Consider the following 23,895-nt stretch of genomic DNA (forward strand, 5'->3'; position numbering starts at 1 on the left):
GAGAACCCCGGGACAGGGGGTTGAAGCCTTCGGCCGGTAATTTCCAGAGACGGGGTGCGTTCCGGTCACGACATGCCGAGCTCCTCGTCGAGGAAGTCGAAGATCTCGTCGTCGGTCGCCGACTCGAACTTCTCGGGGGCAGCGGCCTCGCTGTTCGTCGTCTGCCTCTGCTGCCCGGCGGTCAGCTTCGCGAGTATCTGCTCCAGGCGTGAGGTGAGGCGCGCCCTTGCGGCTTCGTCCGCCACCACCTCGGCGAAAGAGCTCTCCAGCTTCTCCAGCTCCGACAGGACCGGCAGCACCACCGATGTGTCCGGCTCTCCCGTGACGAGTTCCTCCGCCAGGTACCCGGCCAGCGCCCTGGCCGTGGTGTAGTCGAACAGCAGGGTGGCGGGCAGCCGGAGGCCGGTCACCGTGCCCAGCTGGTTGCGCAGTGCGACAGCGGTCAGCGAGTCGAAGCCGAGCTCGAGGAATCCACGGTCGGGGGCGATCATGCGAGGGCTGTCGTGGCCGAGCGCCATGGCCGCGTGCTCGGCCACCAGTTCCAGGAGCGCCTGCTGCCGTGCGGCGGGCTTCATCGAGCCGATACGGCGACGCAGCCCGGCGGAGCCGGCGCCGGAGTCGCTGGGGGACGTCTTCGCGGGGCCGCGCCGGGCCGTGGTCCGGATGATGCCCCGCAGGAGCGCCGGGATGGGTCCGTCCTGGGCTCGCCACGCCGAGGCGTTGAGCCGTGCCGGGACGAGGGTGGCCGCGTCGATGCCGCACGCGGTGTCGAACAGGGCCAGCGCCTCCTCGGAGGCCATCGGGGTCACGCCCTCGCGGACGAGGCGCCGCATGTGGGCCTCGTCCAGCTTGCCGGTCATTCCGCTGCGCTCCTCCCACAGGCCCCAGGCCAGCGACTGGGCGGGAAGGCCCTCGGCCCGGCGCCGCTGCGCGAACGCGTCCAGGAAGGCGTTGGCGGCCGCGTAGTTGGCCTGGCCGGTGCCGCCCAGGGTCCCGGAGAGCGAGGAGAAGAGCACGAACGCGGACAGGTCGAGACCGGCGGTCAGCTCGTGCAGGTTGAGCACCGCGTCGACCTTGGGCCGCAGCACACGGTCGACCCGCTCGGGGGTGAGGGCCTCGACGACGCCGTCGTCCAGCACGCCCGCGGTGTGGACCACGGCGGTGAGCGGGTGCTCGTCCGGCAGGGCGGCCAGGAGCGCGGCGAGGGCGTCGCGGTCGGCGGTGTCGCAGGCGGCGACCGTGGCGTCGGCGCCGAGGTCCGTCAGCTCCCTGCGCAGTTCGGCCGCGCCGTCCGCGGCGAGGCCGCGACGGCTGACCAGCACGAGGTGGCGGACGCCGTGCTCGGCGACGAGGTGCCGGGCGACCAGGCCGCCGAGGCCGGACGCGGCTCCGGTGACCAGGACGGTGCCCCGCGGGTCCCGGGTGATGCCGGTGGTGGCCGTGGTCTCCTCGGTCGCCCCGCCGCGAGCCGGGACCCGGGCCAGCCGGCCGGCCAGGGCCTCGCCGTCGCGGACCACGATCTGCGGCTCGTCGGCGGTGAGCGCCACCGGGAGGATCCGGCGCGAGCCGTCCTGGTCGTCCAGGTCGGCCAGGACGAACCGGCCGGGGTTCTCGGACTGGGCCGAGCGCACCAGGCCCCAGATGGCCGCGGCGGCGGGGTCGGCCACATCGGTGTCGTCACCCGCGGCGATGGCTCCCCGGGTGAGGAACACCAGCCGGGAGGCGCCGAAGCGCTCGTCGGCCAGCCAGCCCTTCAGCAGGTCGAGGGCGCGGTGGCCGGCTTCCCGTACCGCGTCCGCCAGCTCCCGCGTCCGGCGGGTACGGGACACCTGTGCGGCCAGGACGACGTCGGGCGCGGTGGCGCCCGCGTCGATGGCCCCGGCCAGGGCCGCGAGGTCCGGGTAGGTGTCCACGGTGACATCGGCCGTCCCGAGGACGCCCGCCACCTCGGCCTGGTCGGGTCCGACAAGCGCCCAGCGCCCGGCCCCGATCGTCTCCGGGGCGCGGGAGGTGTCCGAGGCGGTCGGCACCCACTCGACCTGGTACAGCGACTCGTACGGCTGGGCCGAGTTCACCTGCTCCGGGGCCACGGGCCGCAGGACGAGGGAGTCCACCGAGGCGACGAGCGCACCGGAGGCGTCGGTGGCGTGCAGGGAGACCGTGTCCTCGCCGACGCTGCCGAGCCGTACGCGCAGCGCGGAGGTGCCGGCGGTGTGGAGGGTCACCCCGTTCCAGGAGAACGGAAGGGTGCTGCCGTCGGTGCCGGACGGCTTGAACGCCACGGTGTGCAGCGAGGCGTCGAGCAGTGCCGGGTGGAGACCGTACCGGGCGGCGTCGGCCTCCTGCGCCTCGGGCAGGTCGACCTCGGCGAAGATCTCGTCGCCACGGCGCCAGGCGGCCCGCAGCCCCTGGAACGCCGGGCCGTAGGCGAATCCGACGTCGGTGAACCGGTCGTAGAGGTCGGCCACGTCGATCGGCTCGGCGTCCTCGGGCGGCCACACGGCGAAGTCGGCGGCCACGGACTCCGGTGCCGTGGTGGCCGGGTCGCTGGTGAGCAGGCCGGTCGTGTGACGGGTCCAGGGGTCGTCCGGCTGGGCGTCCTCGGACCTGGAGTACAGGTTGAGCGAGCGGCCTCCGGACTCGTCCGGCTCGCCCACGGTGAGCTGGATCTGGACCGCGCCCCGTGCGGGCAGGACCAGCGGCATCTCGATGGTCAGCTCGTCCACCCGCTCGTAGCCCACCTGCTCGGCCGCGCGCAGGGCCAGTTCCACGAAGGCCGTGCCGGGGAAGAGGACGGTGTCCGCGAAGGCGTGGTCGGCCAGCCACGGCTGGGAGGAGACGGACAGACGGCCGGTGAACAGGTAGGAGTCGGTGTCGGCCAGGGCCACGGCGGCGCCGAGGAGCGGGTGGTCGGGCGAGTTCAGCCCGGCCGAGGTCACGTCTCCGCCGGCGGCCGGTGCCGCTTCGAGCCAGTAGCGCTGCCGCTGGAAGGCGTAGGTGGGCAGTTCCACCGGCCGGGCGCCGCGCCCGGCGAACACCGCGTCCCACGCCACCGTGATGCCGTGGACGTGGAGTTCGGCCAGCGCCGTGGTCAGCGCCTGGACCTCCGGGCGGTCCTTGCGCAGAGCGGGTACGAGGGCGGGCGCGGGCACGCCATCGGACTCGTCGGCCGTCAGGCAGTCCTGCGCCATCGCGGTGAGCACACCGTCCGGGCCCACCTCCACGAACGACGTCACGCCCAGCTTCTCCAGGGCCCGTACGCCGTCCGCGAACCGCACGGCCTCCCGCACATGGCGCACCCAGTACTCGGGCGAGCACACATCGTCCGTCTCCGCCGGCTTACCCGTGACGTTGGAGACGAGGGAGATGGCCGGCGGGGCGAACGACAGGCCCTCGACGACCTTCCGGAAGTCTCCGAGCACGCCGTCCATGCGCGGGGAGTGGAAGGCGTGGCTGACGCGCAGGCGGCGCGTCTTGCGGCCCTCGCGCTCCCACTGCCCGGCGATGTCCAGCACGGCGGCCCGGTCGCCCGCGATGACCACGGCGGTCGGGCCGTTGACCGCGGCGATGCTCACCTCGGCCTCACGCCCGGCCAGCGACGCGGCGATCTCCTCCTCGGGCGCCTGGACGGCCACCATCGCGCCGCCCTCGGGCAGCGCCTGCATCAGCCGGCCACGGGCGGCCACCAGCGCGCACGCGTCCTCCAGGGTGAAAACGCCCGCCACGTGCGCGGCGGCGACCTCGCCGATGGAGTGGCCGATCAGCACATCCGGGGTGACACCCCAGTGCTCCAGCAGCCGGAACAGCGCCACTTCGATGGCGAAGAGGGCGGGCTGGGTGAACGCCGTCTGATCGAGCAGTTCGGCCTCCGCACTGCCCTCGGCCGCGAAGATCACCTCGGTCAGCGGACGGTCGAGCAGCATATCGAGATACGCGCACACCTCGTCCAGCGCCTGGGCGAACACCGGGAAGGCGTCGTACAGCTCCCGGCCCATGCCCAGGCGCTGCGCACCCTGGCCGGAGAACAGGAACGCCGTCTTGTGCTCGGCCCGCGCCACGCCCTGGATCAGCGTGGCCGCGTTCCTGCCCTCCGCGAGCGCGCCGAGTCCGGACAGGAACTGAGCCGGCTCCTCGGCGACCACAACGGCCCGGTAGGGCAGGGCGGACCGGGTCGTCGCCAGCGAGTAGCCGATGTCGGTGACGTCACCGGCGTGCGCGGTACGGACGCTGTCGAACTCGCGCAGTCGCGCGGCCTGGGCGCTCAGCGCGTCGGCGCTGCCGCCGGAGAGCAGCCAGGGCACCACGGCGACGTCGGCCGCCGGGCCGGTCGCCCCTCCATCCGTTTCCGGCGACGGCGAGTCGACGGGGTCGGCCGCCTCGATGATGGTGTGCGCGTTGGTGCCGCTGATCCCGAACGACGACACGGCCGCCCGGCGCGGGTGGTCCGTCTCCGGCCACGGGGTCGGCTCGTGCAGCAGGGACACGGCGCCGCTGGTCCAGTCGATATGCGGTGAGGGCTCGTCCGCGTAGAGCGTCTTCGGCAGCACGCCCTCGCGCATGGCCATCACCATCTTGATGACACCCGCCACACCGGCGGCCGCCTGCGAATGGCCGATGTTGGACTTGATGGAGCCCAGCCACAGCGGCTGGTCCTCCGGCCGCCCCTGGCCGTACGTGGCCAGCAGCGCCTGCGCCTCGATCGGGTCACCCAGCGACGTACCCGTGCCATGGGCTTCGACCGCGTCCACGTCGGCGGCGGACAGACCCGCGTTTTCGAGGGCCTTGCCGATCACGCGCTGCTGCGACGGGCCATTGGGCGCCGTCAGACCGTTGGAGGCGCCGTCCTGGTTGATCGCCGAACCCCGGACGACGGCCAGCACCTTGTGGCCCTTGCGCCGGGCGTCCGACAGCCGCTCCACCAGCAGCAGGCCCACACCCTCTGACCAGCCCGTGCCGTCGGCCTCGGCGGAGAACGCCTTGCAGCGTCCGTCCGGCGAGAGCACGCGCTGGGCGCTGAACTCGACGAACGTGCCCGGCGTGGCCATGATCGTCACACCGCCGGCCAGCGCCATGTCGCACTCGCCCTGACGCAGCGACTGCGCGGCCAGGTGGAGGGCGACCAGCGACGACGAGCACGCGGTGTCCACCGTCACGGCCGGGCCCTCGAAGCCGAAGGTGTAGGAGAGGCGGCCGGAGGCGACGCTCGACGCGCTGCCGAGTCCGAGATAGCCCTGCACACCGTCCGGCGCGCTGACGGCCCGCCCGCTGTAGTCCTGGTAGTTCGAGCCGATGAAGACACCCGCCTGGCTGCCGCGCAGCGCCGCCGGGTCGATACCGGCGCGCTCGAACGCCTCCCAGGACGTCTCCAGCAGCAGCCGCTGCTGGGGGTCCATGGCCAGGGCCTCGCGCCGCGAGATGCCGAAGAAGTCCGGGTCGAAGTCGGAGACGTTGTCCAGGAATCCGCCGGTGCGGGCGTAGGTCTTGCCCGGCTTGTCCGGGTCGGGGTCGTACAGCCCGTCGAGGTCCCAGCCACGGTCGTCGGGGAAGCCGGAGATCGTGTCGACTCCGGCGTTCACGACGTCCCACAGCTGCTCGGGCGTCCGCACACCGCCCGGGAACCGGCAGCTCATCGCCACGATCGCGATGGGCTCGTCGAACGAGTCCGAGCGGGTCGGGGTGGTCTCGGCGACGCCGCCTTCCTCGGTGCCGAACATCTCGCCGTGCAGGAACCGCGCCAGGACCATGGGCGTCGGGTAGTCGAAGACCAGGCTGACCGGCAGCCGCAGCCCGGTCGCCGCACCGATCCGATTGCGCAGCTCGACGGCGGTCAGCGAGTCGAAGCCGAGGTCCCGGAAGGCACGGTCCGAGGCGACCGCGTCCGCGCTGTCGTGCGCGAGGACGTCGGCGGCCTGGGCACGCACCAGGTCCCGCAGCGCCGCTTCGCGCTTCTCCCGGGGCATGGCTTCCAGCCGGTCGTGCAGTTCCGCCCGTCCGGGGTCGGCGCTGCCCGCCGTGGACTGCTTCTCCGTGGTGACGCTCCGCGCGTTCCGCAACTCGCGGAAGAGGGGAGTGTCGACGGCGTCCGCTTCGAAGCGTGTCCAGTCGATGTCCGCGACCGCGAGGAACGTCTCGTCGAGGTCCAACGCCTGCTGGAGCGCCGAAATCGCCAGCTCGGGGGACATGGCCAGCATCCCCGATCGGGTCATCTGCTCGCCGACCTCGCCCGTCACCAGGCCGCCTCCGGCCCAGGCGCCCCAGGCGACGGAGGTGGCCGGAAGGCCGTCCGCGCGCCGCTGCGAGGCCAGCGCGTCGAGGTAGGCGTTGCCCGCCGCGTAGCTGCCCTGGCCCGGACCGCCGATGGTGCCCGCAGCCGAGGAGAACAGTACGAAGGCCGACAGATCCATCCCGGCGGTCAGCTCATGCAGATTGCGGACCGCGCCCACCTTCGGGCGCAACACACCGGCCGTCCGGGACACCGTCAGGGCGTCCAGGACGCCGTCGTCGAGCACACCGGCCGTGTGCACCACGGCGGTCAGCGGGAACTCCCGCGGGATGCCATTCAGCACCGCGGCCAGCGCATCCCGGTCGGCCGCGTCACACGCCGCCACCGTCACCCGGGCGCCGAGCCCCTCCAGCTCCGCCTTCAGCTCGGCGGCGCCCTCGGCCTCCATGCCACGACGGCTCGTCAGCACCAGATGCTCAGCACCCGTACGCGCCAGCCACCGGGCCACATGGCCACCGAGCGCACCCGTACCACCGGTCACCAGCACCGAACCGCTCGCACGCCACCCATCGGCGTCCGTGGCCTCCGGCGCCGAGGCCCGCACCAGCCGCTTGGCGAACACACCCGAGCCACGCACCGCGACCTGGTCCTCGGTCTCCGCACCGGCCAGCACTCCGGCCACGCGGGCCATCGCCCGGCTGTCCATCGTCTCGGGCAGGTCCACGACGCCGCCCCAGCGCTGGGGGTACTCCGCCCCCACGATCCGGCCCAGGCCCCACACCATCGTCTGCACCGGGCTCACCAGCCGGTCGGAGCGCCCCACCGACACCGCGCCCCGGGTGCCGCACCACAGCGGAGCCACCACACCCGCGTCGCCCAGCCCCTGGACCAGGCCCACCGTCGCCGCCAGCCCGGCCGGGACGACCTCGAACGACTCATGCGCCGACTCGTCCAGCCCCAGCAGTGAGAGCACACCCGCCACGCCCGACGGCTCCACCGCCACGCCGTCCAGCGCCGCACGCAGCCGCTCCGTGATCGCCTCACGGCCATCCGCCGCTCCGACAACCACGCGAACCACATGCGCACCGCGCCCGGCCAGGCCATCCAGCACGGCGGCAACCAGGACATCGTCATCACAGGCTTCCGGGACGGCCACGAGCCAGGTGCCCGAGAGCGTCGTCTCGGACGCGGACGCCAGGGGCTTCCAGACCGCCTTGTAACGCCAGCCGTCCACCGTGTTCTGCTCACGCCGCTGACGACGCCAGGACGAGAGGGCCGGGAGCAACGCCGTCAGCGACGACTGCTGCGCCTCGTCCTCCACCTCCAACGTCCGCGCCAGCGCCTCCAGGTCCTCGCGCTCCACGGCCTCCCAGAACCGGGCGTCCACCGCGTCCGCGCTCAAGCCGTCACCGGAGGCCGCCGCCTCGGCGGCCGAGAGGGCGTCCAGCCAGTACCGCTGCCGCTGGAAGGCGTACGTCGGCAGGTCGACACGGTGAGTCCCCTGCCCGGCGAACACCTTCCGCCAGTCGACGCCGCCCCCGCTGACGTGAAGCTCGGCGGCGGAGGTCAGGAACCGCTCCGGGCCGCCCTCGTCGCGGCGCAGCGTGCCGATGACCACGGCCTGGGCCTCGGCGGCCTCCACCGTCTGCTGAACGGGGAGGGTGAGCACGGGGTGCGGGCTCACCTCGATGAACACGCCGTGCCCGGTGCCGATCAGCGTCCGGGTGGTGGCCTCCAGCTCAACCGTCTGGCGCAGGTTGCGGTACCAGTACTCGGCGTCCAGACCGGCGGTGTCCACCAGCTCGCCGGACACCGTCGAGTAGAACGGCACCTCCGGCACGCGCGGCTCGAGGTCCGCCAGGACCTCCAGCAGCTCCTCCCGGATCGCCTCCACATGTGCCGAGTGCGAGGCGTAGTCCACCGGAACCCGGCGGACGCGGATCTCCTCGCCCTCCAGCTGCGACACCATCTCGTCCAGCGCGCCCGGATCACCGGACACCACGACCGAGCCGGGCCCGTTGACCGCCGCGACGGATATTCCACCGTCCCAGGCGGCAATACGGTCCTTGACCTGCTCGACCGGCAGCCCGACCGACACCATGCCGCCACGTCCGGCAAGACCGGCGGCGATGGCCTGCGACCGCAGGGCCACCACCTTCGCGGCGTCCTGCAGCGAGAGCGCACCCGCGACACACGCCGCGGCGATCTCGCCCTGGCTGTGACCCATCACCGCATCGGGCTCCACGCCCACCGAACGCCACAGCTTCGCCAGCGACACCATCACCGCGAACAGCACCGGCTGAACGACATCCACCCGGTCAAAGCCCGGGGCGCCCTCCACGCCACGCAGCACATCCGTCAACGACCAGTCCACATACGCCGACAGAGCCGTCTCACACTCGCCGATCGCCTCCGCGAACACCGGCGAGGACTCCAGCAGCCCCACACCCATACGAACCCACTGCGCCCCCTGGCCGGGGAACACGAACACCGAACGGCCGCGGACATCCGCCACACCACGCGTCACACCCGTGGCGGTCTCGTCCCCGGCCAACGCGCCCAACCGCTCCAGAAGCTCCTCACGATCGGCGCCCGTCACCACCCCACGGTGCTCGAACACCGACCGCGACGTCGCCAGCGAGAACGCCACATCGGCTGCGCTCAGCTCCGCACGCCCGGCCACGAACTCCCGCAGCCGCCCGGCCTGCGCCCGCAGGCCCTCCGGGGTACGGCCGGACAGCAGCCACGCCACCGGACCGCCGGCGGCCTCGGCCTCAGCGACCTCGGCCGCCTCGACCTCCGGAGCCTGCTCCAGCACGGCGTGCGCGTTCGTCCCGCTCACGCCGAAGGACGACACGCCGGCGCGGCGCGGGTGCCCCGTCTCCGGCCAGGCCGTGGCCTCGGTGAGCAGCTCGATGTCGCCCGCCGTCCAGTCCACGTGCTGTGACGGCTCATCGATGTGCAGCGTCTGCGGCAGCACACCGTGGCGCATGGCCATCACCATCTTGATGACACCGGCCACACCGGCGGCCGCCTGCGAGTGGCCGATGTTGGACTTGATGGAGCCCAGCCACAGCGGCTGGTCCTCCGGCCGCCCCTGGCCGTACGTGGCCAGCAGCGCCTGCGCCTCGATCGGGTCACCCAGCGACGTACCCGTGCCATGGGCTTCGACCGCGTCGACCTCGGCGCCCGACAGGCGGGCGGTCTCGAGCGCCGCGCGGATCACCCGCTGCTGCGACGGGCCGTTCGGCGCCGTCAGACCGTTGGACGCGCCGTCCTGGTTGACCGCCGAACCCCGGACGAGGGCCAGCACCTCGTGGCCCTTGCGCCGGGCGTCCGACAGCCGCTCCACCAGCAGCAGCCCGACGCCCTCGGCGAATCCGAATCCGTCTGCGCGATTGCTGAACGCCTTGCACTTGCCGTCCGCGGACAGCGCCCGCTGCCGGCTGAAGTCCACCAGCCCGGCCTGTGTCGACATCACCGTCGCGCCACCGGCCAGCGCCATGTCGCACTCACCCTGGCGCAGCGCCTGGACCGCCAGGTGCAGCGCGACCAGCGACGAAGAGCACGCGGTGTCCACCGTCACGGCCGGGCCCTCGAGGCCCAGGGTGTAGGAGATCCGGCCGGAGGCCACGCTGCCCGCGCTGCCGGTGCCGAGGTAGCCCTCGAAGCCCTCGGGGGCGTTCCCCTGCAGACGGGCACCGTAGTCGTTGTAGACGACGCCGACGAAGACGCCGGTCCGGCTTCCCTTCGCCGTCTCGGGGTCGATACCGGCCCGCTCGAACGCCTCCCACGACGTCTCCAGCAGCAGCCGCTGCTGCGGGTCCATCGACAGCGCCTCGCGCGGCGAGATCCCGAAGAACGCCGGGTCGAACTGGTCCGCCTCGTAGAGGAAGCCACCGTTGCGGGCGTAGTACGTGCCCTCGCGGGCGGGGTCGGGGTCGTACGTCGACTCCAGGTCCCAGCCGCGGTTGGACGGGAGGGACGACGTGGCATCGGTGCCCGCCATCACCAGCTGCCACAGCTCCTCGGGCGTCCGCACATCACCGGGGAAGCGGCAGCTCATGGCGACGATCGCGATCGGGTCGTCGTCCGTGCGTGCCGGGGCGCCGGAGGATCCGCCCACCGCCGGTGCCGCGACGGCCGTGTCCCGCGCCCCGAGGATCTCCGAGCGCAGATGGCCCGCCAGTACGGTCGGATTCGGGTAGTCGAAGACGAGCGTGGCCGGGAGGCGCAGACCCGTTTCCGAGCTCAGACGGTTCCGCAGCTCCACGGCGGTGAGCGAGTCGAAGCCCAGTTCCTTGAAGGGCCGCCCCACCTCCACGCTGTCCGGCTTGCTGTGTCCCAGGGCGGCGGCCACCTGGACGCGGATCAGCTCTTCGAGCAGGAACTGCTCCTGGTCCGCCTCGGACATGCTGAGCAGTCGCCGCCGCAGCCGGGCGGCGATGTCGTCGCCGCCCGCGTCTCCGGCGCCCGCGACACGCCGGACCGTCATCCCCGGTACGACGTTGCGGAAGAGGGCGGGGAGTTCGGCACCCTGCGCGCGCAGCGCCGGGATGTCCAGCCGGAAGAGAACGGGGACCACCGCGTCCGAGACCAGAGCGGCGTCCAACAGCTCAAGCCCCTCGTCCGTGGCCAGTGGCACCACGCCCGAGCGGGATATTCGCTGGATGTCGTCCTCGCCGAGGTGTCCGGTCATGCCGCTGGCCTCGGCCCACAGCCCCCACGCCATCGACACACCCGGCAGCCCCTGAGCCCGGCGCCACGACGCCAGACCGTCCAGGAACACATTCGCCGCCGCATAGTTGCTCTGCCCCGCACCACCCAGCACACCAGCGGCCGAGGAGAACAGCACGAACGCCGACAGATCCAGCCCCGCGGTCAGCTCGTGCAGGTTCCAGGCAGCGTCCACCTTCGCCCGCAGCACCGGCTCGACCCGCTCACGCGTCAACGACGTCAGCAACCCGTCATCGAGCACACCCGCCGCATGCACCACACCACTCAAAGCGAAGCCGTCCGGCAGCCCCGACAGCACCCCGGCCAGAGCCTCACGATCGGCAGCGTCACACGCGGCGATCAGCACCTGGGCACCGGCCGCCTCCAACTCGGCCCGCAACTCCGCAGCGCCCTCAGCCTCCGCACCACGACGGGAGAGCAGCACCAGCTTCTCCACCCCGTGCCGCGAGACCAGATGCCGGGACACCACGCCGCCCAGCACACCCGTGCCACCCGTCACCAGCACGGCACCCGAGCCAAACCCACCCGACTCCGCCGTACCCGGTGACGGCACCCGGCCCAGACGCGGCACCCGCACCGCACCCGAGCGGACCGCCACCTGCTCCTCGCCCAGAGTCAGCACCCCGGGCAGCACACCCTCGACACCATCCACGTCATCGGTGTCCACCAACACCAGACGCCCAGGGTTCTCGGACTGGGCGGACCGCAGCAGACCCCACACCGCGGACCCCGCCATATCCGCCACACCCGCCGCGCCATCGCCCGCGTCAACAGCACCGCGGGTCACCACCACCAGCCGCTCACCCTCGCGGTCCGCATCCGCCAGCCACGCCTGCACCCGCTCCAAGACCTCAAGAACCCGTCCATACACCTCACCCACCACATCCGAGCCGGCGGAGACCACCCGCATGACCTCAGTCCCCGGCGCCACCTCACCACCCGCCACGATCCCCGGCGTGTCCACCCACTCCAGCCGGAACAGCGCATCCCGCGCCGCCCCGCCCACAGCGTTCAGCTGATCCGCGTCAACCGGCCGCAGCACCAGCGACTCAACCGACGCCACCCCACGCCCCGACTCGTCCCCCACCGACACCGACACCGCATCCGACCCCGCACCCGCCGGAGCCAACCGCACCCGGAGCGAGGTCGCGCCCACCGCGTCCAGCGCGAACCCACGCCAGGAGAACGGCAGCAGGCTCCCCGAACCACCCGCCAGCCCCTCACTCACACCCATCGCATGCAACGCGGCGTCAAACAACGCGGGATGCAGACCGAACTGCCCCGCCCGCTCCCGCTCCTCCTCCGGAAGCTCAACCTCGGCGAACACCTCACCCTCACGCCGCCACGCACGCCGCAGCCCCTGGAAAACCGGGCCATACTCCAACCCGTTCTCCGCGGCCCGCACATACTCACCCGACACATCAACCAGCTCAGCCCCCGCCGGAGGCCACACACCGAAGTCGAACTGAGCCTCGGAGACGGACGCGGCCGAACCGAGCACGCCATGGGCGTGGCGCACCCATGCCGCGCCCTCGCCGTCCGCTTCCTCCCGCGAGAACACGCTCACCTCGCGGAGGCCGGAGGCGTCCGCCTCGCCCACCTCGACCTGAAGGTGCACCCCGCCCTTCTCGGGCAGGATCAGCGGCGCCTCCAGGATCAGTTCCTCAACCCGGCCACAGCCGACCTGGTCGCCCGCCCGTACCACCAACTCGACGAACGCCGTCCCCGGCAGCAGCACGATCCCATGCACGGCGTGATCCGCCAGCCACCCATGCGTGGCCAGCGACAGCCGCCCGCTCAGCAGCACCCCGCCGCCACTCGCCATCGACACCACGGCACCCAGCAACGGGTGTCCCAGCGAGCCCAGCCCGACCGAACCCACATCGCCCACACCGGCGGGCGCGTCAAGCCAGAAGCGCTCGTGCTGGAAGGCATACGTCGGCAACTCAACGCGGCGGGCGTCGTGGCCGGCGAACACCTTCCGCCAGTCGACGCCGGCCCCGCTGACATGAAGCTCGGCGGCGGAGGTCAGGAATCGCTCAGGCCCGCCCTCGTCGCGCCGCAGCGTGCCGACGATCACGGCTCGCTGCTCGGCGGCCTCCACGGTCTGCTGCACCGGCAGGGTCAACACCGGGTGCGGGCTCACCTCGACAAACACGGTGTGGCCATCGTCGAGCAGGGTGCGGGTGGTGGCCTCCAGCTCGACCGTCTGCCGCAGGTTGCGGTACCAGTACTCCGCGTCCAGCCCAGCCGTGTCCACCAGCTCACCGGAGACCGTCGAGTAGAACGGCACCTCCGACGAACGCGGTGCGATATCCGCCAGAACCCTCAGCAACTCCTCGCGGATCCCCTCCACATGCGCCGAATGCGAGGCATAGTCCACCGGAACCCGGCGAACCCGCACCTCCTCACCCTCCAACTCCGCCACCATCTCGTCCAGCGCACCCGGATCACCCGACACCACGACCGAACCCGGACCGTTCACCGCCGCCACCGAAATCGCCCCACCCCACCGGGCAAGACGCTCCTCCACCCCCGCCACCGGCAACCCCACCGACACCATGCCACCACGACCGGCCAACCCCACCGCGATCGCCTGCGACCGCAACGCCACCACCTTCGCCGCGTCCTCCAACGACAACGCACCCGCCACACAGGCAGCCGCGATCTCACCCTGACTGTGACCCATCACCGCATCCGGCTCCACACCCACCGAACGCCACAACTTCGCCAACGACACCATCACCGCGAACAACACCGGCTGCACCACATCCACCCGGTCAAACCCCGGAGCACCCTCAACCCCACACAACACATCCGTCAACGACCAGTCCACATACGCCGACAGAGCCGACTCACACTCGCCGATCGCCTCCGCGAACACCGGCGAAGACTCCAGCAACCCCACCGCCATACCCACCCACTGCGCCCCCTGCCCCGGGAACACGAACACCGAACGGCCAGGCGTTTCGGCGTCCTTCCCGCACACCACACCGGGAAGCTCGGCGCCCTCGGCCACGGCCGTCAGGCGCTCGAGGAGTTCCTCACGGCCGGTCCCGGTCACGACGGCGCGCTGCTCGAACGCGTACCTGGTCGTGGCCAGCGAGAACGCCACATCGGCGGCGCCCAGCTCCGGACGCTCGGCCACGAACTCCCGCAGCCGTCCGGCCTGCGCCCGCAGCGCCGCGTCGGTCTTGCCCGAGACCACCCACGCCACCGGGCCCGCGATACCCGCTCCACCACCGTCAGCGGACTCCTCGGCCTCAACCTCGGCCGGCTCGGCCTCCGGAGCCTGCTCCAGGATCACATGCGCGTTCGTCCCGCTCACACCGAACGACGACACACCGGCCCTGCGCGGCTCACCCGTCTCCGGCCACGGCCTCGCCTCGGTCAGCAGCTCGACCTCGCCCTCCGACCAGTCCACGTGGCTCGACGGGGTGTCGACGTGCAGCGTCTTCGGCAGAACGCCGTGCCGCATCGCCATGACCATCTTGATGATGCCGGCGACCCCGGCAGCCGCCTGTGCGTGGCCGAGGTTCGACTTCAGCGAGCCCAGCCAGAGCGGCCGCCCCTCCGGCCGCTCCCGCCCGTACGTGGCCAGCAGCGCCTGGGCCTCGATCGGGTCGCCCAGTGTGGTACCCGTACCGTGTGCCTCGACCATGTCGATCTGGCCGGGCGTCAGCTCGCAGTTCTCCAGGGCCTGCCGGATGACGCGCCGCTGTGACGGGCCGTTGGGGGCCGTCAGACCGTTGCTCGCACCGTCCTGGTTCACGGCGGAGCCGCGTACCACCGCCAGGATCTGGTGCCCGTTGCGCCGGGCGTCGGACAGCCGCTCCACCAGCAGCACACCGATGCCCTCGGACCAGGTGGTGCCGTCGGCTCCGTCGGCGAACGCCTTGCAGCGGCCGTCGGCGGCCAGGCCGCGCTGGCGGCTGAAGGTGACGAAGCCCTTGGGGCTCACCATGACCGTCGCACCGCCGACCAGCGCCATGGAGCACTCGCCCTGGCGCAGCGCCTGCGCGGCCAGGTGCAGGGCGACCAGCGCCGAGGAACAGGCGGTGTCCACGGTCAGCGCGGGGCCTTCGAAGCCGAAGGTGTAGGAGACGCGGCCCGAGGCGATGCTGGTGGTGGCGCCGTTGTGGAGATACGGCTCGATCTCGTCCGGGATGTGCGCGGCCTCGGACGCGTAGGTGGTGTGCATGGCGCCGGTGAAGACGCCGGTCTGGCTGCCACGCAGCGACGCGGGGTCGATGCCCGCCCGCTCCATGACCTCCCACGACGTCTCCAGCAGCAGCCGCTGCTGCGGGTCCATGGCCAGGGCCTCGCGGGGCGAGATGCCGAAGAACGCGGAGTCGAATTGATCCGCGTCGTGAAGGAAGCCGCCTTCGCGAACGTAACTGGTACCCGGGTGCTCCGGATCCGGGTTGTAGATCCCCTCCACATCCCAGCCGCGGTTTGTCGGGAAGGGCGAGATGGCGTCCGCTCCATCGGCGACCAGGCGCCACAGCGCCTCGGGGGAATTCACTCCACCCGGAAATCGGCAGGCCATACCGATGATGGCAATGGGTTCGGTGGCCGAGCTGATCAGCTGGCGGTTCTGACGCCGGAGCCGCTCGATTTCCTTGAACGACTTGCGCAGCGCTTCAACGGCTTTGTTCTGGTTGGATGCATCAGGCATCAGAAACTCCACACTTAACGCGTCGTTCGCTGGAAGAGCGCAACGGCCCTGAAAGTTATGAAAACACGCATTGCCAGACGGACACCGGCCACACTAGCCCCGGTCCCGTAAGGGAAACCCTAGAAGCGCATCCAGGCATGGTTACAACCCCGGACGGTGTTCCGGGGGATTTTGGTTTCAGTAGCGTTTCACCAGCCGTGTGATCCTTGCCACGGTTGCGTTCTCCGCCGCTATTCGCGCCCCCGAAATTTCACGCGCTGTTTTCACGCGCCAGGTTCTTCTTGGAGGCGGATCGCACCGGTCGGGCAGCGGGATACGACCTCACGCAGAACGTCCAGCCGTCCGGTGTCGGGCTGTGCGTCGAGCAGAACGACGGAGCCGTCCTCGTCGCTCTGGTCGAACAGGTCAGGCGCGATCAGCGCGCACTGGCCCGCCGCACAGCACACCTCACGGTCGGCGGTGATCCTCATCGGGTCTCAGTCCTACCTCGTTGTTCGGGATGGCCGACATGTGTACGTCCTGTGGGCCCTCTTGCGCGACGGTGACGGACGGTGGGAGAACTCCCCACCGCCCGTCGCATTCACCGCTTGTACATCTCGATCAGTCGTCCCAGGTGACGGGGAGCGCGCTGGGGCCGTAGTGCACGAAGTCCTCGCGCATCTGGATCTCATCGCTCGGCACGGCCAGCCGCAGCGTGGGGAACCTGTCGAACAGGGCCTCGTAGCCGACGCGCAGGATCGTGCGGGCGAGGTGCTGGCCGAGACACTGGTGGACGCCGTGGCCGAGCCCCAGGTGCCCGTGGTCCGTACGGCCGATGTCCAGCTGATCGGGGTTCTCGTAGCGCTCGGGGTCGCGGTTGACGGCGGGGAGGGCGACGGTGACCACCTCGCCCTTCTTGATGGTCTGACCGGCGAACTCGACGTCTTCGAGCGCCCACCTGCTGGCCCCGAGGTGGGAGATGGTGAGGAAGCGGAGGAGCTCCTCGACGGCGGCCCCCATGAGCTCCGGGTCCTCCTGGAGCTTGGCCAGTTGGTCGGGGTGCTCGAGCAGGGCGTAGACGCCCATGGCGAGCATGTTGCCCGTGGTGTCGAAGGCCCCGGTGATCAACGTGGCGGTCATGCCCATGAGTTCTTGCTCGGTGAGCTGTCCGCCGCGGATGAGGTCTCCGAGGATGTCGTCCCGGGGATCGTCCATCCGGCTGGGGACGAAGCGGGTCAGGAACCCACTCATCCCGGACACGGCGGCAAGCGCCTCGGGAACGGTGGAGGAGAGCCGGCCGAGTGTCTCCACATGACGCTGGAGGCTCTTCCGCTCCGATTCGGGGACGCCGATCATCTCGCACATCACCCGGGAGGGGACGGATTCGGCGAAGACCTCCACCAGATCGGCGCCCGGCCCGGCCTTTTCCAGATCGTCGAGCTGTTCGTGCACGATTCGCTCGATCATGGGGGCGAGTTGCCGCGTGCGCCGGACCGTGAAAAAGCCGGTGACCAGCTTGCGATACTTGCTGTGGACCGGGTCGTCCGTCTTCGCAAAGGCGCCCGGATCGGCCGGGCCGTCGTACGCCAGCTCCGTGGGAACGGGAGAGATTATCCCTTCCTGGCGCGCGCTGAAGCTCTTATGAGTGAGCAGTTCCTTCGCTTCGGTATGGCGGGTGATGAGCCACCCGGGCGTGCCGCCCTGATAACTCATGCGCGTTATCCGCTCCTGCTCCCGCAGGGGGGTGTAGCCATCCGGAGGATCGAAGGGGCAGCTCCGCTTGGTAGGCAGTGACACAGGGGGGTGCGGGGCGTCGACCAAGACTCCTCCATCGATTCACAATCCACGCATCGAGGTCGTCGGCGGCTACACCGGCTGGCTCGATCTCGATGCTAGCTTCGCCGTCGGCCCGATAGCGCACCAAAAGGCCCCTGCGGGCAAGTTCTGCAAATTTCCTTAGACAAAGGCGAGGGCTGTTGACCCCGTGCGCGCGGGTGCACTCACCGCGCCGGCCGCGACGTCTGAACGCGTGGCGGCCTCACCGCTCCCCCTACCCCGGGTACGCCGTCTCCAACCACATCTGTTGGCACCGGGTCTGACCGGACGCCGGCTCCGGCCCCGGCGCTCCGTGGAGACGCCGGGAGAACATGGGGGTGACGGGCTCGTCACGCCCGTGCTGCCACCCTTCGTCGGGAAGTGTCAGCGGGACGCCACGTTCCTGTCGGCACCGACATGCGTGGGAGGGGTTCGTCCGATGCCACCGCCGAAGGCTCTCGCGCTGCGGCCCAGGGTGTCGAAGACGCTACCGGCCCCCGCGCAAGATCGGCCAGAGGTACGCGACCCCGGTCACCCCCGGGTACACGACCCCGGTCACCCCCAGGGTCCCCTGTCCAACGCGGCGGTGACGGCGGCCTTGTCCGGCGGACGCGGACCCGCGGCGCCCCCGCCCTCCTCCACCCGGTTGCGGCCCGCCGGGCAGGACACGGTCGGCAATGGCGCGGTCGCGGCGGCCCGCCGTACCGAGACCGCCTCTCGGCAGCGGCCGCCCACGGCCGAACCGGCACGGGCGCCCACGCCCGACACGGCGCGGGCGGACACGGCGGAGGCGGCGCGGGCGGACACGGCGGAGGCGGCCTCCCCCGCCGCCCCCGAGGTCAAGGCCCGTCCCGGCCCGGCAGCGGACCCGAAGTTCGCGACGCTCAAGAAGGACGTACGACGCAAGAAGCGCTCGGTCGCGACCTCGCATCCGCCACCGAAGGCGGAGGCCGGTGCCGCGCAGGACGCCGCCCGGCCGCCCAAGGACGACGAAGAGGCGCAGGGCAAGACCGCCAACGCCGAGAAGATGAACGAGGCCAAGCCGAAGGACTTCGACAAGGACGCGTTCATCAGGGCGGTCGAGAAGGCGATCGCCGAGAAGGCGCCGAAGAACCTCGACGAGGCGGACAAGTTCGCCGACTCCGGCAAGGCCGATGAGGTGCGGCAGGAGGTGCGGGGCAAGGTCGGCGAGGGCAGGGCGGACTCGGCCGAGCAGATCGCCACGACGACCGCCGCCCCGCCGGACACCTCGGCCGCCGTACCCAAGAAGGTCGTACCGCTGACACCGGACCGGCCCCCCGGGACCCCGGGCACGCCCAACCCGGCGAACGCCGTACCGGACAAGCTGCCGCCGTCGGCCACCGACCTGTCCTCGGGACCCGCCAAGGTCAATCAGCGGATGAGGACCGCGCAGGTCACCGAGGCGCAGTTGAAGAAGTCCAACGAGCCTTCGTTCACCAAGGCGCTGGGCGAGAAGAAGGCGGCCGAGCAGCATTCCGAGGCGGCTCCCGGCCGGATGCGGGGGCATGAGAAGAAGGAGCTCAACGCGGCCACCGCGCAGGCGAGGCGGCTCGGTGCCGTCGCCATGGGCGCGATGGACGCCCAGCGGGTGCGCACCGGCCAGCACGTCGGTGCGGGCAAGTCCGGCGCCAAGGGGCGGGACGAGGAGAAGCGGGCCCAGGTCACGGCGGTCCTGCAAGGCGTCTTCGACACGATGAAGAAGGATGTCGAGACCATTCTCAACGGCCTCGACAAGCTGGTCGACGACCAGTTCGGCAGGGGCGAGAAGGCGGCACGGGACGCGTTCACCGCCGAGCACCAGCGGAAGATGGACGAGTACAAGGACCGCCGGTACTCCGGTGTGACGGGCAAACTCCGCTGGGTGCGGGACAAGTTCGCCGGGCTGCCCGCCGAAGCCGACAAGATCTTCGAGGAGGCCCGCGACAACTACGTCCGCCGGATGCGGCAGGTGATCTCGGACGTCGCCGACACCATCGGCACGGAGCTGAACCGGGCCAAGCGCCGTATCGCGCAGGGCCGGGGCGAGGTGCGGGACGCGGTGCGCAAGCTTCCGGCCGATCTGCGGTCCATCGGGCAGCAGGCGGCCGCCGAATTCGCCGACAAGTTCGATCAACTCACTCAGTCCGTGAACGACAAGGGCACCCAGCTCGTCGACACGCTGGCCACCAAGTACACCGACGCGCTGAAGTCCGTCGACGACGAGATCGCGGCGGAGAAGGAGAAGAACAAGGGCCTGGTGGCCAAGGCCGTGGACGCGGTCAAGGCCGTGATCAACACCATCATGGAGCTGAAGCGGCTGCTGCTGTCGGTCCTGGCCAAGGCCGCGCAGGCGGTCATGCTGATCCTCAAGGACCCGATCGGCTTCCTGCGCAACCTGGTCTCGGCCGTCGGCGCCGGATTGCGGCAGTTCCTGCGGAACATCGGCCGGCATCTGCAGCAGGGCATCCTGTCCTGGCTGCTCGGCAAGACGGCCGAGGCGGGCATCGAAATGCCGGCGAAGTTCGATGTCCAGGGCGTGCTGAAGATGCTCGCCTCCCTGCTCGGGCTGACCTGGCAGTCGATCCGCGCCCGGATCGTCCGCAAGGTGCCGAAGATGGAACCGGCGATCTCGGCGGCCGAGACCGCGGTGCCACTGGTCGCGGAGGTCCGCAAACGGGGCGTCGCCGGGATGTGGGACGACCTCAAGACCCGCGTGGGCGACCTGCGCAAGGATCTGCTGGACAAGGTCATCGCCTATGTCACGCCGACGATCGTCGTCGCCGGGATCATGTGGGTGATCTCGCTGCTCAACCCGGCGTCGGCGTTCGTCCGGGCGGTGAAGCTGATCATCGACATCGTGCGCTTCATCGTCACCCAGGCGCGCCAGATCATCGAGTTCGTGAACGCCGTGCTGGACTCGGTCATCGCGATCGCGAGAGGCGGCAGCGGGGGCGTACCGGGCCTCATCGAGCAAGCCCTGGCCCGCTCCATCCCCGTACTCCTCGGCGCCCTGGCGGCGATCCTGGGCGTCGGCGGCATCGCCTCCCGGGTCAAGGGCATCGTCCAGGCGATGTCCAAGCCGGTGAACCGGGCGGTGGACTGGGTGATCGACAAGATCGTGGGGCTGGTGAAGAAGCTCTGGTCCAAGCTCAAGCCGAAGTTCGAGAAGAAGAAGCCCAAGCCGAGGCCGAAGCGCCGCCCGGACCGGAAGCGCCCGGCCCGCCCGCGCCGCCGAAAGCGTCCGGACCAGCGCCGCCGCCCCGACCGGCGCAGGCCCAAACGCGGTCGCGACCCGAAGAAGAAGCGGCCTGACAAACGGCCGGACAAACAGCCGGACAAGCGGACCGAGGCGGACAAGAAGCGCGCCCTCTACGCCGCCGTGCGCGACGCGACGAACTTGCTCAACGAGGAAGCGGCCACGGTCAAAACGGTGCGGCGCGGCCTCGGCCCGATCAAGCGGCGGCACGGCCTCACCCGGATCCAGCTCAAGAAGATCGCGGAGGGCAAGTACCGCATCAGAGTGACCATCAACCCGAGCGAAGACACACCGGTGGAGACCCTGTCGGAGAACGAGTTCCCGTACAAGATCGCCAGAGCGCAGGGCCGCATGGACGTCAGCAGATACGGACCGACGGTCGCGCAGTTGCACGAGGTCAGGCCCGCCGGGCAGAGCAACGACCCGTTCATCGGCTTCGTCGTCAACATGGCGGCCCTCCCCTCCGAGATCGAGGGCAACCCCGCGGTGGCCTCCCGGTATCTGAGTACGGCGTGGGACGTTCCCGGGGGCGGGTCCGAGGACATGGCCGCGGCCAGGACCGCCGTCGTCATCGGCGTCAACGCCCTGGAGGGCCTCAACCCCGAGAAGAACAAGGGCGAGTTGGGCGCGGCCATCGGCATGGTCAAGCCGCCGAGCAAGCTCGTCGCGGCCGTCTTCGGCTTCGTCTGGACGCCCCGGTGGGTCCATGTCAAGGACGGGAAGGAGCAGGGCAACGCCCCCCTGGCCGAGGTGCGCGCGAAGTACCGGGACCTCAAAACGGACGGCAAGCGGGCGCTCGCGGAGAAGAACGAATCCGGCCTGCGCGACAAGAAGGCCCTTCCCTACGGTGTCTTCCGCCAGCAGGTGCTCGCCTCCTCGTACACCAAGAAGGCGGTGGACATCCTCAGCAAGGCCAACAAGCAGGTCCACATCGTCAGCCAGGACGCCGATACCAGTGTCTCGACCACCAAGGGGATGGGCGTCCTGGCCGCCTACACCAAGGTGCTGGGCGAGATGCGGGAGCACCCGCTGCTCACCATCGGGGGCTACACCTTCGAGAACTTCGACTGGAAGAAGGACGCCGACCCGCGCACCGTCCAGCTGACGACGCTCTCCAACCAGGTGGACCGGGCGATCCGGGATGCCATCGACAAGCGGTACACGCAGATGCTCTACCCGACCGAGCCGAACATGCTCATCAAGGCGTGGGACAAGGAAGGCTCCCCGGGCGTCTTCCAGGATCCCCGGATCCAGGGTCTGCTCGAGGCCCAGGGCGAGCTGTACCCCATCGGCGGTGCCGAGGGCCGGAAACTCAAGATCAAATTGATGGAGCTGTTCGGCGACGGCTTCTCCATCGTCTACGCGCCCCTGGCCGGCACCACCACGAGCCCGGCCCCGGACGACGACAAGCGCGGTCTCTCCGTGACCCCGCGGAAGGTCGTCGGCGCCGAGCGCGGCGAAGGTCTCGATCCGAGGCTGGGCGCGGAGGAGATCGCCCGCCGCAGCCACCGGGCCAACGCGCTGGTGCTCCAGTCGCAGTCCATGGCCAGCGCCACACGGCTCGCCCAGGAGTTCACCCTGTCCAGCCCGAAGCCGGAGGGCATGAGCAAGAAGGCGTGGGCGAGGCTACAGGCCCAGCTCCAGGACGTCGTCTTCGTCCATGTCGAAGAGGTCGTCAAGCTGATGGCCGACGACCCCCGGCGGACCGTGCACAGCGTGGTGATCAGAGCGCGTGCCAAGAAGCTCAGAGAGGACGCCAAGCGTCTGGCCCAGACCCTGGCGGAGGCGGGCACACCGCAGGCCGGGCAGGTGGTCGAGCAGGCGCAGAAGGTGACCCGCCGGATCATCACCGCGCTGACCGCCGACGCGCTGAAGAACGTCTGGGGCGAGCTCTCCCCGCTGCTGAGGAGCATCATGGAGGCCGGACGGACCGGAGAGGGGCCGGAGTGACCGAGGACGCGCCGCGGCGCCCGCGCGCCGAGTCGTCACGCGACGACTACGCGTCGATGGCGAGCCTGGCCAGGGCCCTCTACACCCGGGGGCTCGGGCCCCGCGAGGTGGTACGGGAGTGCTACGGCGTCGGCTTCCCCGAGGAGTTCTTCGTGCTCGCCGACGCGGGCCCCCACTCCCTGGACCTCATGGTGGACTTCCCCCTGCTGCCCTGGCGGCTGGCCGTACCCCCCGAGCGCGGTGGCCTGCCGGAGCGGCCCGATCCGATGGCGGACATCACGCGCAGGGTCTTCGCCCGCGACCCGGACCTGGTCCCCCTGTTCCTCGGCGTCAACGTCAACCTCGAGCACGGCGGCCGGGTGCACTGCTACCGCCTCGCCGAGCTCGGGGCGGGCCGGACGACCGTATTCGGGATCTGGAAGGACGTCGATCCGCACAACGAGGTCGAACGCTGCGGCGACTCCCTGCTCGCCGTCCTGCTCGCGGGCCGTCGGCGGGGCGGGCGGGCCCTCCCCACCCGCGTTGTCGCGCAGCCATGCGAAGGAGGTGGCGTACCGCTGGGCGTCTGCGGCGTCGAAGCGGAAGGCCCGGCCGGTGCCGAGCGACGCGACGGTCAGGGCGTCGGTGTAGAACCCGAGCCGCCGGTCGCGGGTGCGGGCCCGGTCGGCTCGGGCGAGGTCGCCGAGGGTCATCAGGAGCCGGGTGCCGGGGTTGTGGCGGTGGTCCTCGGAGTCATCGCACTTGACGACGAATTGGTATCCCTCCTGGATCCTGGAGGGCACGCATCCCGGCGAGGGGCAGGGTTCCTCGGTGGCGTACGGCGTCACCGGTTCGACGGGGAGCTCGCGGTAGCGCACATAGAGCCCGTAGCGGCGCCCGCCCTCGTCGCCGTCGTTGTCGCAGTCCTCCCCGCAATCCACGCCCAGCGCGTTGATGCGGCGTTCCCGTACCAGTGCGGTGACGTCGACCCGCTCGGTGCAGGGCACGACGATGTCGTTCCCGGCGCGGTCGAGCGCGTGACCGGGGTGGACCGCCACGGTTCCGCCGCCGCACGGATCGCAGGTGACGCCGAGGCCGCAGATGACTCCCGGCCCGTACAGGGACCGGTTGTGCAGTCTGGCCTTCGCCGTCGTGTACTCGACCAGCAGGCTGAGGTCGTCCTCGGTCAGCAGTTGCCCTGCGAAGAAGCGAGGACGTACGAAGGCGGAGGTCCGGGTGGCGTCGCCACCGCAGCCGCATCCGCAGTCTGTTCGCATG

Annotated in this window: 5 protein-coding genes; 1 reads left to right on the forward strand and 4 read right to left on the reverse strand. The window is 71.0% G+C overall.

Going from position 1 to position 23,895, the window contains the following annotated elements:
• Positions 1-65 precede the first annotated feature (65 nt).
• From LIV37_RS04775 to LIV37_RS04785, 3 genes are all read right to left on the reverse strand, one after another.
• Complete coding sequence (locus LIV37_RS04775) at positions 66-15,638, reverse strand: type I polyketide synthase (protein ID WP_121825815.1); 15,573 nt, start codon at positions 15,636-15,638, stop codon at positions 66-68.
• A 263-nt stretch (positions 15,639-15,901) separates the two neighbouring features.
• Entirely contained in the window at positions 15,902-16,108 is a 207-nt protein-coding gene (locus LIV37_RS04780; RefSeq protein WP_020865970.1) for a ferredoxin, read from the reverse strand.
• 130 nt (positions 16,109-16,238) lie between these two features.
• Positions 16,239-17,330: a cytochrome P450 gene (locus LIV37_RS04785; RefSeq protein WP_020865971.1), complete on the reverse strand. Its 1,092-nt coding sequence runs from the start codon at positions 17,328-17,330 to the stop codon at positions 16,239-16,241.
• A gap of 700 nt (positions 17,331-18,030) precedes the next feature.
• Between LIV37_RS04785 and LIV37_RS04790 the strand changes: the two genes are divergently transcribed.
• On the forward strand, positions 18,031-22,638 hold the full coding sequence (locus LIV37_RS04790) for an MCP1 family protein (RefSeq protein ID WP_243146404.1): 4,608 nt from the start codon (positions 18,031-18,033) through the stop codon (positions 22,636-22,638).
• A gap of 35 nt (positions 22,639-22,673) precedes the next feature.
• Here the strand turns inward: LIV37_RS04790 and LIV37_RS04795 are convergent, their stop codons facing one another.
• Positions 22,674-23,894, reverse strand: coding sequence for a hypothetical protein (locus LIV37_RS04795; RefSeq protein ID WP_020865972.1), 1,221 nt, complete (start codon positions 23,892-23,894; stop codon positions 22,674-22,676).
• Position 23,895: the final 1 nt, after the last annotated feature.

This window comes from Streptomyces rapamycinicus NRRL 5491 (genome assembly GCF_024298965.1).
Classification (GTDB): Bacteria; Actinomycetota; Actinomycetes; order Streptomycetales; family Streptomycetaceae; genus Streptomyces; species Streptomyces rapamycinicus.

Bases quoted from the DNA above. Each gene is read 5' to 3' on its own strand.
- LIV37_RS04775 (WP_121825815.1), bottom strand. From the start codon at position 15,638: ATGCCTGATGCATCCAACCAGAACAAAGCCGTTGAAGCGCTGCGCAAG.
- LIV37_RS04780 (WP_020865970.1), bottom strand. From the start codon at position 16,108: ATGAGGATCACCGCCGACCGTGAGGTGTGCTGTGCGGCGGGCCAGTGC.
- LIV37_RS04785 (WP_020865971.1), bottom strand. From the start codon at position 17,330: ATGAGTTATCAGGGCGGCACGCCCGGGTGGCTCATCACCCGCCATACC.
- LIV37_RS04795 (WP_020865972.1), bottom strand. From the start codon at position 23,894: ATGCGAACAGACTGCGGATGCGGCTGCGGTGGCGACGCCACCCGGACC.